General features: G+C 59.1%; 8 protein-coding genes and 5 pseudogenes. 9 read left to right on the forward strand and 4 right to left on the reverse strand.

What is annotated here, in order from left to right; all coding sequences use genetic code 11:
* Nucleotides 1-304: 304 nt before the first annotated feature.
* A pseudogene (locus CO660_RS28370) lies at nucleotides 305-641 on the reverse strand (thermonuclease family protein); the annotation flags it as partial.
* Nucleotides 642-1,547: 906 nt separating this feature from the next.
* On the opposite strand from CO660_RS28370, the pseudogene CO660_RS34110 reads away from it, so the two are divergent.
* From CO660_RS34110 to CO660_RS34565, 9 genes and pseudogenes are all read left to right on the forward strand, one after another.
* Nucleotides 1,548-1,907 (forward strand): annotated as a pseudogene (locus tag CO660_RS34110) (ATP-binding protein); the annotation flags it as partial.
* 166 nt (nucleotides 1,908-2,073) lie between these two features.
* Nucleotides 2,074-3,003 (forward strand): ATP-binding protein, encoded by a 930-nt coding sequence (locus CO660_RS34115; protein WP_245421393.1) that lies wholly within the window; start codon nucleotides 2,074-2,076, stop codon nucleotides 3,001-3,003.
* A 257-nt stretch (nucleotides 3,004-3,260) separates the two neighbouring features.
* Nucleotides 3,261-3,422 (forward strand): hypothetical protein, encoded by a 162-nt coding sequence (locus CO660_RS33475; RefSeq protein WP_176536400.1) that lies wholly within the window; start codon nucleotides 3,261-3,263, stop codon nucleotides 3,420-3,422.
* Nucleotides 3,406-3,952, forward strand: a pseudogene (locus CO660_RS28380) (cyclic nucleotide-gated ion channel); the annotation flags it as partial. The gene CO660_RS33475 and the pseudogene CO660_RS28380, both read left to right, overlap by 17 nt.
* A 320-nt stretch (nucleotides 3,953-4,272) precedes the next feature.
* Entirely contained in the window at nucleotides 4,273-5,169 is an 897-nt protein-coding gene (locus tag CO660_RS28385) for a vWA domain-containing protein (protein ID WP_141504930.1), read from the forward strand.
* 19 nt (nucleotides 5,170-5,188) lie between these two features.
* Nucleotides 5,189-6,502, forward strand: coding sequence for a protein kinase (locus CO660_RS28390; protein WP_097601419.1), 1,314 nt, complete (start codon nucleotides 5,189-5,191; stop codon nucleotides 6,500-6,502).
* Nucleotides 6,499-7,872: a metallophosphoesterase gene (locus CO660_RS28395; RefSeq protein ID WP_097601420.1), complete on the forward strand. Its 1,374-nt coding sequence runs from the start codon at nucleotides 6,499-6,501 to the stop codon at nucleotides 7,870-7,872. Before CO660_RS28390 ends, CO660_RS28395 begins: the two co-directional genes overlap by 4 nt.
* Nucleotides 7,873-8,234: 362 nt before the next feature.
* The gene (locus tag CO660_RS32970; RefSeq protein ID WP_141504932.1) at nucleotides 8,235-8,447 is read left to right on the forward strand and encodes a hypothetical protein; all 213 of its coding nucleotides are present in this window, start codon (nucleotides 8,235-8,237) and stop codon (nucleotides 8,445-8,447) included.
* 700 nt (nucleotides 8,448-9,147) lie between these two features.
* A pseudogene (locus CO660_RS34565) lies at nucleotides 9,148-9,325 on the forward strand (SOS response-associated peptidase); the annotation flags it as partial.
* Nucleotides 9,326-9,428: 103 nt separating this feature from the next.
* Here CO660_RS34565 and CO660_RS28405 read toward each other — a convergent pair.
* The 3 genes and pseudogenes from CO660_RS28405 to CO660_RS34120 all read right to left on the reverse strand — a co-directional run.
* Complete coding sequence (locus tag CO660_RS28405; protein ID WP_245421394.1) at nucleotides 9,429-9,791, reverse strand: response regulator; 363 nt, start codon at nucleotides 9,789-9,791, stop codon at nucleotides 9,429-9,431.
* A gap of 6 nt (nucleotides 9,792-9,797) precedes the next feature.
* Nucleotides 9,798-14,033: a PAS domain S-box protein gene (locus tag CO660_RS28410; RefSeq protein WP_176536401.1), complete on the reverse strand. Its 4,236-nt coding sequence runs from the start codon at nucleotides 14,031-14,033 to the stop codon at nucleotides 9,798-9,800.
* A gap of 366 nt (nucleotides 14,034-14,399) precedes the next feature.
* A pseudogene (locus tag CO660_RS34120) lies at nucleotides 14,400-14,713 on the reverse strand (exodeoxyribonuclease III); the annotation flags it as partial.
* Between the last annotated feature and the right edge of the window lie 110 nt (nucleotides 14,714-14,823).

The raw sequence follows: 14,823 nt of genomic DNA on the forward strand, positions 1-14,823 counted from the left end.
AGGAGCTCCGCAGCCTAGCGAAAAAAAGCCCCGCATTATAGCGGGGCGTGTAGGAAGCGGACGTGCCAAATGACGCATGGCGCGTCCGCGCGCAAAGAAAGGAAAGTTCCAGTCATCGAACAATGTGAGACATCGAAAGTTCCCGGCTTCGTTAGCTTCGCACCTAAAAAAAGCCCGCGCGAGCGGGGGCCAAAGAAGCAGGGTCTATCACTGGGGGGACAAACAACCCCATTAGCATGACATGGGTTTCGAGAGGGTCAATTAGCCTTAACTCGCTAATCTTGTTGGGTACCCAGTTTGCCTTCTCGCACCAGTCGTTCCGCTGTTTCGGGTGCCATGTCCGGGCGAAGCCTTCCCTGAGCAGCTTCTTCCCGATCTCTTCCCCATTCGTTCGATAGATGTTTGACGAGCGGCCGGTGCGATGGCGTATGGTCCACCGCGCCGCTGAACATCACGCGCAAGCCTTTTTCAGTCAAAAGCTCTCTCAGCGTGCCCTTGGCGATCAGCGCCAGCTTCCGTTCCTTGAGGCACTTCGTATGGCTCCCGATTGCCGGCGTGTCGATGCCGCTGACGAACGGAACACCTTCGCCCAGCAAGCCGTCGACGGCCGTCAAGGCACAGATGATCAAACCAGCGATCATGCCATCTCGCTCGATGGGTCTTTGCGCCTTTCCATGCGGCGAAACAATCCTTGCAATTCAGGCTCATTCACCAGAGCGGCAGCTTCCGCGGCCGGAGCCAGGTGAGGGGTCTTTGTATTTCGGAAATCGCTTCTTGGCGCCGCGTGCCTCGAGCAGATGCACTTCCACGAATGCAGGGATCTTCCGCCCGTCGTCGAGCGCCTTGACGTAAACGAAGTGACCAAAGGCCCGCTTCTTAGCTCGTCCGTTTGACCCCTGCTTCTTCCCACCCTTCTCTTTCCGCCATCTCAGGCGGAGCGAGGCCTTTGATCGGCTATCCTTTAGGAATCGTCCAACGGCCAGTGTCGCGGGTTGTGACAAGGAGAATCGCAACGGTGCTATCTGGAGTCTTTCGAAAAAGTTCCCTTCGATCCACTATGCGATCTTTTTGCCCATAACGTGAACACCATAGCAACCAGCCTGAGGAGCGAGAGATCCATCCAGGAGACGCCGGAAATGGTCGCCCGCCCAGGTCCTCCGCAAGTAAAGGCGGCACTCGCGACCCGGATTCTTAATCAGGTCTGGGAGGCTGCCGCGTAGTATCGGTTTCGGGAAAAACGGGTCGGGCCAAAAGGCCAACCCGCTTGCTGTATGATATAAGCAATCATTAGGTTGACCTATTATCTTCTTGTTTTCCATCATACTTTGTGACTAACAAGCTGAGATTCTGACAAAACCAGGATAAAAGGCTGGCCCCGCTTTCTGCAAGGCGGTCTCCATAAGGCACTCCATCAAAACGCGGATAAAAATCGCATCCGAAGTCGTGCGACATCGCCTTGTTTTTATTTGGAATTCTCGAAGGCTTCGGCGGGAAAAAGGTTCTGACACGAACGAATCTGATATAAGGGGGATAAAAGAGGACCCGCTATGCCGATTCACGATCCCTGCGCACTTCTCAACCGATTGCTGGAAGAACCCAACGAAAGTGCGTGGTTGGAATTCAAGGTCAACAACAAAGATCCGCGCGAAATCGGAGAATACGTGTCGGCGCTTGCAAATTCAGCAATGCTGGCGGGGCGAGATCGCGCTTTCCTTGTATTCGGAATCGAAGACCATTCGAGGAACAGGGTTGGTACAGAGCTTCGCCTGCAGCAACTCAAACAAGGCAATGAGGATTTCACTAACTGGCTGGCCCGAATGGTCGAGCCGCGCGTACTCATTGAGGTTCTCGACTTTGTCTGTGATAGTCTGAGCTATTCCGTCATCACCATCGAGCCGTCCTATGAACGGCCTGTAAAATTCGCCGGCACGGAATTTGTCCGGATCGGCGAAAACAAGAAAAAACTTGCCGAGTTTCCCGAGCACGAGCGCGCGCTCTGGGATAGCGACCGGTCGTCGGCGTTTCGAAACCGCAGTCGCGTCATCGAACGTCACGGCCAACGACGTCTTCGCTATGCTCGACCCCGACCCAATTTACGATCTGACGGGCGAGCCCAAGCCGAAGAATTCTCAGGAGATCATTCGAAAGTTGGTCGATGCGGGCTTCCTGCTCGACAATCTCGAAGGAAGGTTCGACATCACCAACCTGGGGGCGATCATGTTGGCGCGCGATGTCACGGTTTTCCCCTCGATCGCAGGAAAGACGGTTCGCATTGTCAAGTACGCCGGCCGTGACAAATCCCGCTCCGACTTCGAGCAGGAGGGGAAGAAGGGATACGCAGTCGGCTTCACTGGAATGATGCGGTTTCTGATGGAGCGGCTGCCCAAAGAAGAGCGATATATCGACGGCGTTCGACGTATGGTGCCGCACTTCCCGGAAACGGCTGTTCGTGAAGTCATCGCCAACGCACTCATTCACCAGGATTTCATTGCAACCGGCGTTGGCCCAGTTGTCGAAATCTATGAGAACCGCCTCGAAGTCATTAATCCCGGCAATTCCTTGATCAGCACCGACCGCATTCTCGATGAGCGGCGTTCGCGAAACGAGAAACTCGCTGCGACGATGCGTTCCTTCGGGCTATGCGAGGAGCGCGGGGGCGGCCTTGATAAGACTTTGATCGAAATCGAAGCACAGCATCTGCCCGCTCCTGATTTTATCTCGTCTGAGAACTCGATGCGCGTGGTGCTGTTTGCGCCAAAGTCCTTCGGGCAGATGTCGAAGACCGAGAAGTTGCGGGCGTGCTTCTTCCACTGTGTCCTGCGCTGGCTTACCCATGACTACATGAGCAACGCGACGCTCCGTGAGCGCTTCTCGCTGACGCCGGAAGAGTATCAGGCCGTCTCGGCTGTCATCGCCGAATCCATCAAACTCGGTCGAATCGCACCTGCCGATCCCGATCAAGGAAGGCGCAACGCGCGGTACGTTCCGTATTGGGCAGCTTAACATCCGCCATGATGGGACCGGAACCGAATAACCCTGCAACTGCGACAATCAGCGAGAGCCAATCTGGTAAAATTTCCGGCTCTTGATCTTCGGAAGATCCGGCACGAGCATCCCTCGCCTGAGCGGAGGCGCTGTTTTCAAGTGACTGAACGGCCGCGGAGAAGAAGCCTACCAACAAGCCGACGAGGAGCGAGATCGAAAAGCTCGGCTAGGTTTACGGCGGAAGTCACCTGAATTATATATTCTCCACAAGCAGAATGATTATAGTCAACGCATCACGCGCCTACACACCAGCCGAGGCTGCGGCTGTCAGCGGGATCGCTGTCAAGTCAGTGCACAACGCGATCGACAAGCGCATCATCGTGACGCATCTCTTCGGCAGCAAGGGCCGCGAACTCACCGACGACCGGCTACGGTGACGAGATCCCGCAGAGTCTTGCAGGCCGAGTTCTGGCCGGATTGGTGATGATGAGCGGTATCGGTATTTTTGCACTTTGGGCCGGCATCCTCGCCGCCGGCTTCTACGAAGAGGTTCGCCGCCAAGACTTCGTTCGCAACTGGCAATTGGTCGCTGCCGTACCCCTGTTCCAGAAGCTTGGTTCCGCTGCATTGATCGAGATCGTTCGGGCGTTGCGACCACGCATTGTCCCCGCTGGTGCCGTGATCTGCCGCAAGGGCGATATCGGCGATCAGATGGTTCTTCATTGTCGAGGGGCGGGTCACCGTGGCGACACCCGACCATCCAGTGGAACTCGGTGCCGGAAACTTCTTTGGCGAGATGGCGCTGAGTGGCGAACCGCGCTCAGCGACGGTCAGCGCAGCAACCGAGGTAGCGCTGCTGTCGCTCTACGCGGTGGATTTCCAGATGTTGCCGAGCAGTAGTCCGGAGATCGCGGAGACCATCCGCAAGACGGCGTTGGAGCGGCGGAGCGGGCCGCCGAAGGAATAATCCAAGCCTGTGGCTGCGGCATTGCCGCAGCCGGTGGGGGTTACGCATTGACCGACTCATAGCGCAGGATAACTGCGCGGGCCGCCGTCGGCGGGGAGCGTCGGCCGGTTCATGATGCTGCTCCCTACGAGATTAATCTTCAGCGCCGTATGCCGGACTTCGTCGAGGCAAAACAGGGGCGAAGGAATGATCAAGGCGTTCCGCTCGAGACCGGTTGTTCTCCGATCCGATGAAAGTAGGAACTTTCATGTCGCGGCCGTGTTGTCGTTACGGCGCGGCAGATCTGCCGCGTAACGACACCAAACTATTGGAGCTGACTGATGAGTGATACGGAGCAACCGGACCAACAGACGCCTCCTACCCCGGGGAGCCCACCTCCCGCCGCGACACCAACCTCAACCGGGCCTATCTCGTCCACACCAGATGAGCCGACGTTAGAAGCCTCGGTAGACGGCGCGCCGTCATTATCAGCCGACAGCCAGACCCTGCAGGAGCGTCCAAAAACAAAAGGCGTGGCCGATATTGTCTTCCTCGTCGACGTTACCGGCAGCATGGCCCCCTGCATCGACGCACTGCGGCGAAATATCGAGGCCTTTATTGACTCCTTAAGCCACGGCGACCCGAACAACGCCGCCCCTGTCAAGGATTGGCGCGGCAAGGTTGTCGGCTACCGTGACATTGAGGCCGCCGAAGCCGAAGGCCTGCCATGGATCGTCGACAATGACTTCGTGCGCGATGCCAGCGCGCTCAAGGCGCAGCTTGGTACGCTACAGGCTAACGGCGGCGGGGACGAGCCGGAGTCGCTTCTCGATGCTCTTTATAAGGTTGCCTCTATGGAGGCTGTGCCGAGGGGTTCGCAGACGGAGGATCCGGCGAAATGGCGCTATAGAAGCGATGCGGCGCGTGTTGTCATCGTCTTCACCGATGCTTCATTCAAGGAGACCATGAGCATTGCCGAGGCAAAGGGCGGTTCGTTGCAGGACGTGGCTAACCTTATTATGGCCAACCGAATTATTCTTAGCCTCTTTGCCCCGAATTTCGAGGGCTACGATAGGCTGAGCCAGATCGACAAGTCGGAATGGGAGGTGGTGGAATACGAAGGGCTGAACCCGCAGGAGGCGCTCCAGAAATTTACCTCCGACCCAGTTAACTTCCGTAACACCTTGAAGCAGCTGGCCGCCAGTGTATCCCGGTCGGCAGCGACCGTAGCGCTTTAGCCCGACTGACCCGAAAGCCATGGCCAAGAAGCGGAAAATCGGCGACCGGATCCGGCAGTATCGCGTCACGAAAGACTTCGGACCTGGAATGATGGCTATTTCCTATGGAGCTCAGACTTCCACCGGTGAGAAGGTTTTTCTCAAGCAATACAAGTCCCCTGCTCCGACGGTTGTCTGGTATGGGGCTTTTATTGCTTATCAGAACGAACTCGGAGCACGCGTCCGGAATGGCCGCGCTGCTCAATTTGCGGTGCGCCAGGTCGATGCATTCGAAGAGATCTGGGGCGGGCCTTGCTACTTTCAGGCATTCGAGTTCGTCGAGAATGGTGCCGACCTGCAGCAAATGCTCGATGAGGAGCGGGAGCAGCATCGTCGCACCAAGCTGGCCGCGACTGGTGATGCCACGGTTTGGGCACGTCACCTCACGTGGTCAAAGGTGTTCATGACCGGTATCGCGGCACTGCACGAATCCAAGGTCGTTCACGCAGATCTCAAGCCGGCGAACGCATATTTGATCACTGACCCGTCGATCAGCTCAGGCTACCAGCTTAAGCTGATCGATATGGACTTCTCCCTGTTGGCTGACCGCCGCGCGCCCTGGCACGGGCATCAGGGATATGTTGGCACTGACAACTATCGATCTCCCGAACATATGACGCGCGGCGCTATTCCGGGACTGGCTTCGGATATTTTCACCTGCGGCCTAATGCTTTACGAACTTCTCGCCGGCTATCATCCATACTGGGCCGAGGACCCGGCTGATTATGCAAAGCTTGTGCAGAGCTATGCCGCCAAACCTCCGGCACTTGCCGGGTTGATGCCGACACCGGCGAGCAATGCCGAGGTCAGTACCGTCCTCCACCGATGCCTGTCTCCAGATCCCGCGGCGAGACCGACGGCTGCGGAAGTTCGGGCTATTTTGAGTGGACGGGGCGCAGGCTCTGCCGTCTCCGAACAAAAAGCTGCTCCATCGACAACAGAAAGCATCGCTCCTCCAGCTTCCGCAGAGTTGATCATTTCCGAGAGGATCGAGCTGCTTGGTGCGGACGGACGTTCCCTCCAGATCGGGGTGATGACGGAACTTGGAAAACCCCTGTTGCGGCAGTTCGGGCCGGAAAGCGAGTTCTGGGATAATCGCCAATGTGTCCTGGAACGAAATCCCTCACGGCAATGGGTGGTATCTCCCGTGGCTGGTGCGACCAACGAAACACTCGTGAACGGTATGACCCTGACAGCTCCTCGTCCGCTCAGGCAAGGTGATCGAATTGCGGTCGGCCGCCAGGCCAAAGGCATCGCCATGATGCCCCTTACGGTGCGGGCGCTCAACAAATGAACTCGGCCGGCGGACGTGAAGTGCCCGAGTCAGATCCTCCCCGCGAGCAGCCGGCGATTGCAGAGGCTCATCCGGTGATGACAGACGTGCCCAAAAATGAACCAGGGGCGCCGGGTCCTTCCAGTCCCCTCGGCGCGCTTGCCGCAGATGTTCCAGCTCTCGGCCCCGAACCGCCACCGGCGGTTGCTGCGGCGTTGGACGGAGAGGCTGCGTCCCGGACGGAGAGCCTGCCGTCTGACCAGGATCTTTCGAAGGCGGCGGCCTTTGCTCCATTGGAAATCTTCGAGGTGAATGACCTTGATTGGAGAGCTATCCTCAACCGGGCCAGCCCGTCTTCCATCCGCTCCGAAATTCGGTCGACGGTGGAAAGGATGGAGGGTCTGCTAGACCGGGCCGACTGGCCAGGCATGTTGTTCGACAAATTCCGCGCCGATCCCACCGACAAAGTCATAAAGATTTCTGACTTCGATGCCGAAATCCCGCTGTGGATCATCGGCGACTTACATGGTGATCTTCTGGCGCTCGAGGCTGCACTTGCGGCAATGCGGCAGCCGGACCTGCAGCCTGGAGAAGGTCCACCTCGGATCCTGTTTCTTGGCGATCTCTTCGATGACGAGGGTTTTAGCCTCGAAATCCTTCTCCGCGTATTTGAACTAATCGTAGAGGCGCCAGACTGCGTGTGCGTCATCGCCGGCAATCACGACGAAGCACTGTCTTACGATGGCGTACGATTTTCCTCGAGCGTGACGCCATCGGACTTTGCCGACTTCCTCAACGCTAACCTCACCCACGAATGGATCGAGCGGGCCGGTAAGCTTGCCGTGCGCCTGTTTACGAACGCTCCGCGCGCACTCTTCTTTCCCGACGGATTGCTTGCCGCCCACGGAGGCTTTCCGCTGGTTGACTTGCATCCCGATCTCGCTGAATCGGGGGAATGGAACAACCCGATGTGCCTGTCTGATTTTGTGTGGACAAGGGCCCATCCGAAAGCCCGCAGGAAGCTGCCAAACCGCTTCTCCCACGGGAGCCAGTTCGGCTACGAGGACTTCGCTGCTTTTTGCTCTTTGAGTGCTGGTCTCGGACGGCCCGTCACACATATGGTACGCGGCCACGATCACGTGGAAGAAAGGTATGCGAGCTTCCCCGCCTATCGGGCTAATCCGCTGCTCACGACCGTCGCACTTTCACGGCGGTTGAGCCGCGAGGCATTCGGGCCCTACGAGCGGGTTCCTACCATGGCGCGATATGTCAAAGGAGCCCTGCCGCGCGTGTATCGGTTGCACATTCCCGCGGAAATGATCCGTGCCTATTATCCTCAGCCGGCCGCCGACAGCATCGACAATCACCCGAGCCAGGAGCCTCAACCATGACAGGCGTCATCTTGCGTTGTCCAAACTGCGGCACCTCCACAGCGACTTCCGGTGAGTGCGAGGCCTGCCACGAGGCACAAGTCCGCTTCTACTGTACGAACCATAAGCCGGGGCATTGGTTAGATGCACCCGCATGTCCGCAATGCGGCGCAAAGTTTGGCGATCCGCTCCGTCCGGCGGCACCGTCGGTCCCCCCTCCCGTTCGCCCACGTCCGCCGGTCCCTTTTCCCAAAGCCGCCCCCCGCGCGGAACCACCACCACCGCTGGATACGAGTCCCGGGCCATGGGGCCGGAAAGAGCGACGGAGGTCTCCCCGCCCTGAGACCGACGGCGCCTCAGCAGGCGACATCCGCACGGCAAAAATGCTGGAGATGCTTAGAGCTCTCTCCCGCGCCGGTCGTATCACTCGAAGGTCAACCTATCCTGTTCCGGAAGCGCCACCTGCAAGGGCAGCAGCGGCGGGGTGCCTGATGCGCTTTATGCTCCTAGTGATGTTCCTGTTTGTCATCCTGCCGCTGATATTTTCCCTGATTGGCGGCTCTCTACTTGGCGTACTCGACGGCTATTACTTCTGAGGATTGACCACGCCACGCTCCAAGCGGCTGAGGCCGGATGTCCGCGCCATCCGATCTGTTTCTTTACCTTATACGTGCCGCTCCTGCCGCGGCCGTGCGGATGGATACTGCTGCATACGCGCCGTGGTAGCGGTGCCCGTCAGATTGAGCTCCGTCAGCATGTCGGCTAGGGAATAGATCCCGTCGACGATCGTATTTGATGTATCAAAGAACTCCTTCACCACCCCATCAAGAAAGGACCAGCATAACGGCCTGGGCCGCTCATCATAAACGCATCTAAGCTGAATCTCTGGGATAAACCTGGAGTGCCTCTTCCGAATTGAACTCAAGCTCGAGCTGTCTAGTCAAGCTCCAGAGGCGCTTTTAGGTTCCGACCTGCTGGGAGAGGGAGATCCTCGAAGGCTCGTACAGCAGGCTTCTCACTGGGCGTCCGAAACAGCGGGTGCCGCCAACATACAGACCGCGGCCGCAGCATCATTTAGCACGCGGACGAAGACCCACTCACGATAGACAGGAGGCCGTGGACGAGGTTCTGGAGGCGGCCTTGCTGAGAGCACGGTCGGCGCGGCCTGGGTCGGGGTGGGGGGGCGCCGAGTCAGCGTCTGCGATCCACCGCACCGTGGGGCACCTGCTCGTGATGTGGCGATAACGGTATGGCTGCAATAGTGCCGGGAAGCAGACTTAGCTGATGCTCATGCGGGTCCTGCTGCTGACCGAGGAAGCGACCGATATCTGGATGCGTGCGCCGTGGGACGAGGCCAAGGCGCTAGCCCGTCCGCTGCCCAACGATGCGCTGATCGTAACATCCCGGGAGAGCCTTACGGCTCAACGATGTAACAAAGGTCGGAGACCCGGTCGCGCACCCGAGCCTTTTCTGAGCTTGGACCGGTCAAAACAGCTCGATCCACAACGGCGCTTCTCGAGGGCCGCGACAAATCCGTCCCCAAACTGGCATGGATATGCCGGCAAAGGTTGCTGAGGTCAAAGCGTGATCGAGGGAAACGCCCGCGCTATTGCGTCGGCAAGTTCTCCTGCCTCATACGGTTTTCGCAAGGCCGTTTCGTGCTGATATCGATGAGACCATCGCTTCCGTAACCTGTCGCGAACACAAAAGGAATGCCCCGGAACCTGTGCGACCGTGAAGGATTGGGTGCCGGCCAGATTGACGTCAAGCACGGCAAAATCGATCTCACAGGTCCGGGCAAGATGGAGCGCTTCATTGATACGGCTGGCTGAATAGAGCACTCGATGCCCCATTTCCGTCAGCAAATCTTCAAGGTAAAGGGCGACCAGGTATTCATCCTCGACGATCAGAATCCGAATTGCTGTCTGGTTGGCCGCCAAAGTCCTTCACCCATCCCGGCCGACAGGCATGGGTGCATCGATCGTGCAGACGACACCGGTGGGCGGATATTCAACGCGCACCTCGCCGCTGAGTTCCGCCGCCAGCGCCCGCTCGATTAAGCGCGAACCGAAGCCCTTCTGTTTCGGGGGAACGACCGTCGGCCCCGCGTTCTCGGCCCAGTGCAAAATCAGGCGGCGCTCGTCGCCTTCGCCTTCCATCGCCCAAACGATGGAGACATGGCCGTTCTCGGTGGAAAGCGCTCCATACTTCGCAGCATTGGTGCACAATTCGTGCAGCGCCATGGCGAAGGCCAACGCGGCGCTCGGCGCAAGCTGCAGGTCCGGACCTTCGATGTGGAAGCGATTTTCGCCACCCGCATGTGGCTTGACAGTATCGGCGATGATCTCCGCCAGGTTTGCACTTGCCCAGCTTTCGCGAGTCAAAACGTCATGCGCCTTTGCCAGGTTGATCAGTCGCGACCCGAATGCACCGCGCGCTTCCTCCAACGTCGAGGCATGACCGAGCGTCTGGGATGCGATAGACTGGACGATCGCCAGCGTGTTCTTGACGCGATGGTTGAGTTCGCCCATCAGGGTTTTCCGGTGTTCGTCGGCGCGCCGGCGCTCGGTCATGTCGCGCGCGATCTTGGACGCACCGGTGACCTTGCCCCGCGCGTCCTTCAGCGGCGATATGGTCAGCGAAACCCAAACGTGGCTGCCGTCCTTGCGCAGCCGGACCGTATCGTAGTGTTCGATGTGCTCGCCCCGCCGGACGCGATCGAGAATGTCATCCTCCTCATCGTGGCGGTCAGGCGGAATCAAGATCTTGATGGACTTGCCGACGATCTCCTCGGGTGTGTAGACGAATAGTCGTTCAGCGCCCTTGTTCCAACTCCTGACGATGCCGTCGAGGTCCTTGCTGACGATCGCGTCGTCGGACGATTCGACAATCGCGGCAAGGCGCTCGGCAAGCTCTTCGGCCCGCTTGCGCTCGGTTATGTCGACCAGCATGTTGACCGCGCCCATGATCCCGCCTGAGGCGTCGCGCAACGGTGTCGGATAGACGAGCAAAGGCACGAGGACGCCATCCGGCCGCTCGACCACGGCCTCCGCGCCCCGTATCGGCCGCCCCTCCTTCAGGGCGACGGCCATCGGGCACTCGTCGTGCCGTAGCGGCGTTCCATCTGGCCACTGCATACGCCATGATCCGCAGAATTCCTCCTTCCCAAGCTCCGGTTCGCGGCCCCAGATCTCGGCGGCGGCGGGGTTGTAGGAGGTGATCAGCCCCTCGGCGTCCGTCGTGTAGATCGCACCCGGCAGCGCTTCGATCAGATCCTTCAGTCGCTGCTCGCTCTGGCGGATCGCGACCTCGCCCTTCCTTCGGTCGGTGATGTCCTGCATCGCCAGCAGGATCAGCTCTTCGCGGTCTCCTTTGCGCGCCAGCTTGCGGGCGTTGAGCACGATGCAATGGCGGCCGATGTCCACAAAGTCATGCTCGACCTCGAAGTCGACGACCGCGCGGTCGTTGGAGAGTATCTCGTCCAGCAACGCTCGCAGACTGGGAATGTCCCACTGGCCGTTGCCAAGTTCATAGACAAGCCTGCCCACGGTTTCCTGTCGCCGCGCCCGGAACTGCTTGTAGAAGGCGTGGTTGGCCGACTGGACCCTCAGGTCGCTGTTCAGGATCAGCAAGGGTTGGCGAATTGTCTCAACGATGGCCTCGGAATAGATGCGCGCTTCTTCGGCCGCATCAGCGGCGCGCTTCCGCTCCGTGATGTCGCTGAACGTGACGACGACCCCGGCGATGTGATTGTCCCGTGTGCGGTAAGGCAACATGCGCCGCAGATACCACCGGCCGGCATCGCTCTGCACCTCGGCATCGATGGTGGTAAGTTTCTTCAGGACTGTCTCGGCGTCCGGCAACAGATTCTCGTCGGAGAACTTCCGCGCGAAATGAGCGATCGGACGGCCGATGTCCGACGACACGAAATCGAAGAGCTCCTTTGTCGTGGGCGCGAACCATTTGATCCGGAACTTGTCATCCAGGAAAAGGGTTGCGGTCTCCGAGCCCGCCAGCAGGTTGTTCAGATCGTTGGTGGTTGCTTCCAGTTCGCCGATCTTATGCTGGAGCTGGTTGTTGACAGTGTTTAGCTCCTCGTTGAACGACTGCAATTCCTCCTTCGAGGTCTCCAGTTCCTCGTTGGTGGACTGAAGTTCCTCGTTCATCGAGGTGGCTTCCTCGTTCGAAGCTTTCAGCTCTTCGTTGGCCGTCTCAAGATGTTCGATGGTGTTACGGAGTTCGGCGCGGGTCGTCGTCAGCTCTTCCTGAAGGGCACGTTCGCCGGAGGAAGCCTCCCCGGCGTCCTCGCGGATGCTCGCTTTGACTTGCTTGGATGCCTTCGGGGCCGGCGCGAAGCTCACGAGGAGGTTGCCGCCTGCCGACGAGTTGGGCAGCGGCATGACCGTGATGGCGACGGAACGGCTGGACTTACCCTCCTGAACGCGGGCGTTGACGGTCACGTCCCTGTTGTCCTTCGTCGCTTCGCGTATCGCCACCCGAAGCTTGAGCGCCAGCCCGTCGCGCGCCATGGTCAGCAAATCTCTGGTGGGCTCACCGGAGGGCTGTTCAAGGTAGTCCCTGGTCGCGCCGTGGAAATAGAGAACGCGGCCTTTGAGGTCGATCAGCACCGAGGCTGGTGCAAAGCGCTCGAGCAGCGCCCGGCGTGCCATTTCGGCCACCGGGGCGGTCGAGCCAGGCAGCAGGGATAGCGGCTCATCCCCGTTGGTCGTCTCAGCGGACGCCCGAGGCCGTGGATAATTGACAAGATCGTGGCGCGTGGGGCCGACACGGCGATAAATCCGCCATTTCTTCGACACTGTCTCGAACAGGTCCTCGTGTCGCCCGACCGTTTCAGCATTGCCGAGGAACAAATGTCCACCCTGCGTGAGCGAGAAATGGCAAAGGGCGATGATCTTCTGTTGAGCAGCGGGCTCCAGGTAGATCAGGACATTGCGGCATGAGACGATGTCGAGCCGAGAGAACGGCGGGTCGCGCAAAAGGTTCTGCTGCGCGAACACCACCATGTCGCGGAGTTCCTTGGTGACCTGGTAGCACCCGTCCAGCTTCTCGAAGAAGCGCCGAAGGTGTTCAGCTAAAAGACCGGTCATGGCCGCCGCCGGATAGACGCCGTCCCGCGCCTTGCGCAGGTTCGCTTCCTGAGCATCGGTCGCGAACACTTTCAGGTCGAATCGCTTTCCCGCTGCCTCCGCCAGTTCGGTTACCAGCATCGCGATGGAATAGGCTTCCTCGCCTGTCGAGCAGGCTGGAACCCAGACCCGGATGGAAGCGCCGTTCTGGCGCTCGGCGATCAACGGCTTGATCACCTGCGCGGCGAGAACCTGCCAGGCTTCGGCATCGCGGAAGAACCCGGTGACATTGATCATCAGGTCTGCGACCAGCGTCTGGACTTCCTCGGGATTGGTACGCAACTCGTCTATGTATTCGCCGATCGTCCCGATGTTCCTGAGTCCTTGGCGGCGGTAAATCCGGCGGTGCTGGGTGCTCCGCTTGTAACTCCCGAAATCATGCCCCGCGCGGGTGCGCAGAAACTCCAGAACCTGCTCCACCGTTGCTTCGCCGTTTATCGATGGGGGAAGATCGGCTTCCACCGGAGCGGCGACGTAACCGTGGCTGATGTAACGGAGAACCACCTCGGGCATCATCTCCGGAGCGAGGATATGATCTGCCATGTCCGCCGCAATGGCGCTTCTCGGCATGCCGTCGAATTTGGCTGTTTCGGGAGCCTGAACCAGACTCATACCGCCTTCAGCCCTGATCTCCTGCAGCCCCTGCGAGCCGTTGTTTCCTGTGCCGGACAGCACGATAGCGATGGCGCGCTCGTGCTTCGACGACGCAATCGAGGCAAAAAGCACATCGACCGGATGACGCGGACCACGGGACGTGCATGGTCTGGACACACGCAACTTGCCTTCCTGCACCCTTAGTTCGGTGTCGGGAGCGATAACGTAGACATGATCACGCTCGACCGTCATCCCATCCCTGACCTGGGCGACTGGCATTGCCGTGCGGGCGCTCAGAATGTTCGCCATCTCACTCTCGTGTTTAGGATCGAGATGCAGCACGACCACGAAAGCACAGCCGCTGTCAGGGGGCATGGCGTCAAAGAAACGGCCCAAAGCCTCAATGCCGCCCGCCGAAGCACCAATACCGACGATCGGCATTGCCGACTGTGGCATGGCGTCCTTCGTTGCGAGCGAGGTGTGTTCGTTGACGCTCTGCGTCGGCGTGCCAACTTCCGAATTCACGGACTTCTGCTTGGTTCGGACGGATTCCCGTTTGGAACGACCGGATCGCATGGCATTGCCAGATGTTTCGTCGGTCATTACTTCGCCTGCTCACTATCTGCCGGGTGAGACGGCAGACGCGATATGTTCGCACACCGCACATCGCTTCACAATTATATTCGGGCCTCGGCCGCCTAACGCATTGGCCTTGGTTTAACTGCAACACTTACGATAGTCCCAGTTGCGGCTTTGGAATCGTTCATTGGTCGATAACTCCGTTGTGGTGACACATAGCAGCTCGATCTAAACCGGTGCATGATCACTTGTATGCTCCCAACCTCTCACGAACTTGTCGACGTTGGCCTGTTTGAGATCGCCGGCAAGCGCGGGGCTTAAGAGGAAATGATCGATGCGCAGTCCGGCGTCGCGGGCACCGTCCAGCCCTGATCACGAAGAGGGGCGCAGGCTGCTTTAACATTCGGCCGGAAGAGTGGATCGCGCCATCGCTCGGATGTGTAGACGTCAAGATGGGTCGGCATGACATTCAAGTCGCCGACGGGAACGACCAGGATGTCCAACTCGATGAGGTCGGCCGCATAGTCATGCAGCCGACCGAACCTGCTCGCCGAAACTTAGCCGCGCCGTCGCTGCCATCCGGCCAGTTGAATCTCCTTCGATCCGATGCCCGTAAGTATTTGCCAAAGCGATTGAACGATCAACTTCAACG

It is taken from the genome of Rhizobium sp. L9 (assembly GCF_002531885.1).
GTDB lineage: Bacteria > Pseudomonadota > Alphaproteobacteria > Rhizobiales > Rhizobiaceae > Rhizobium.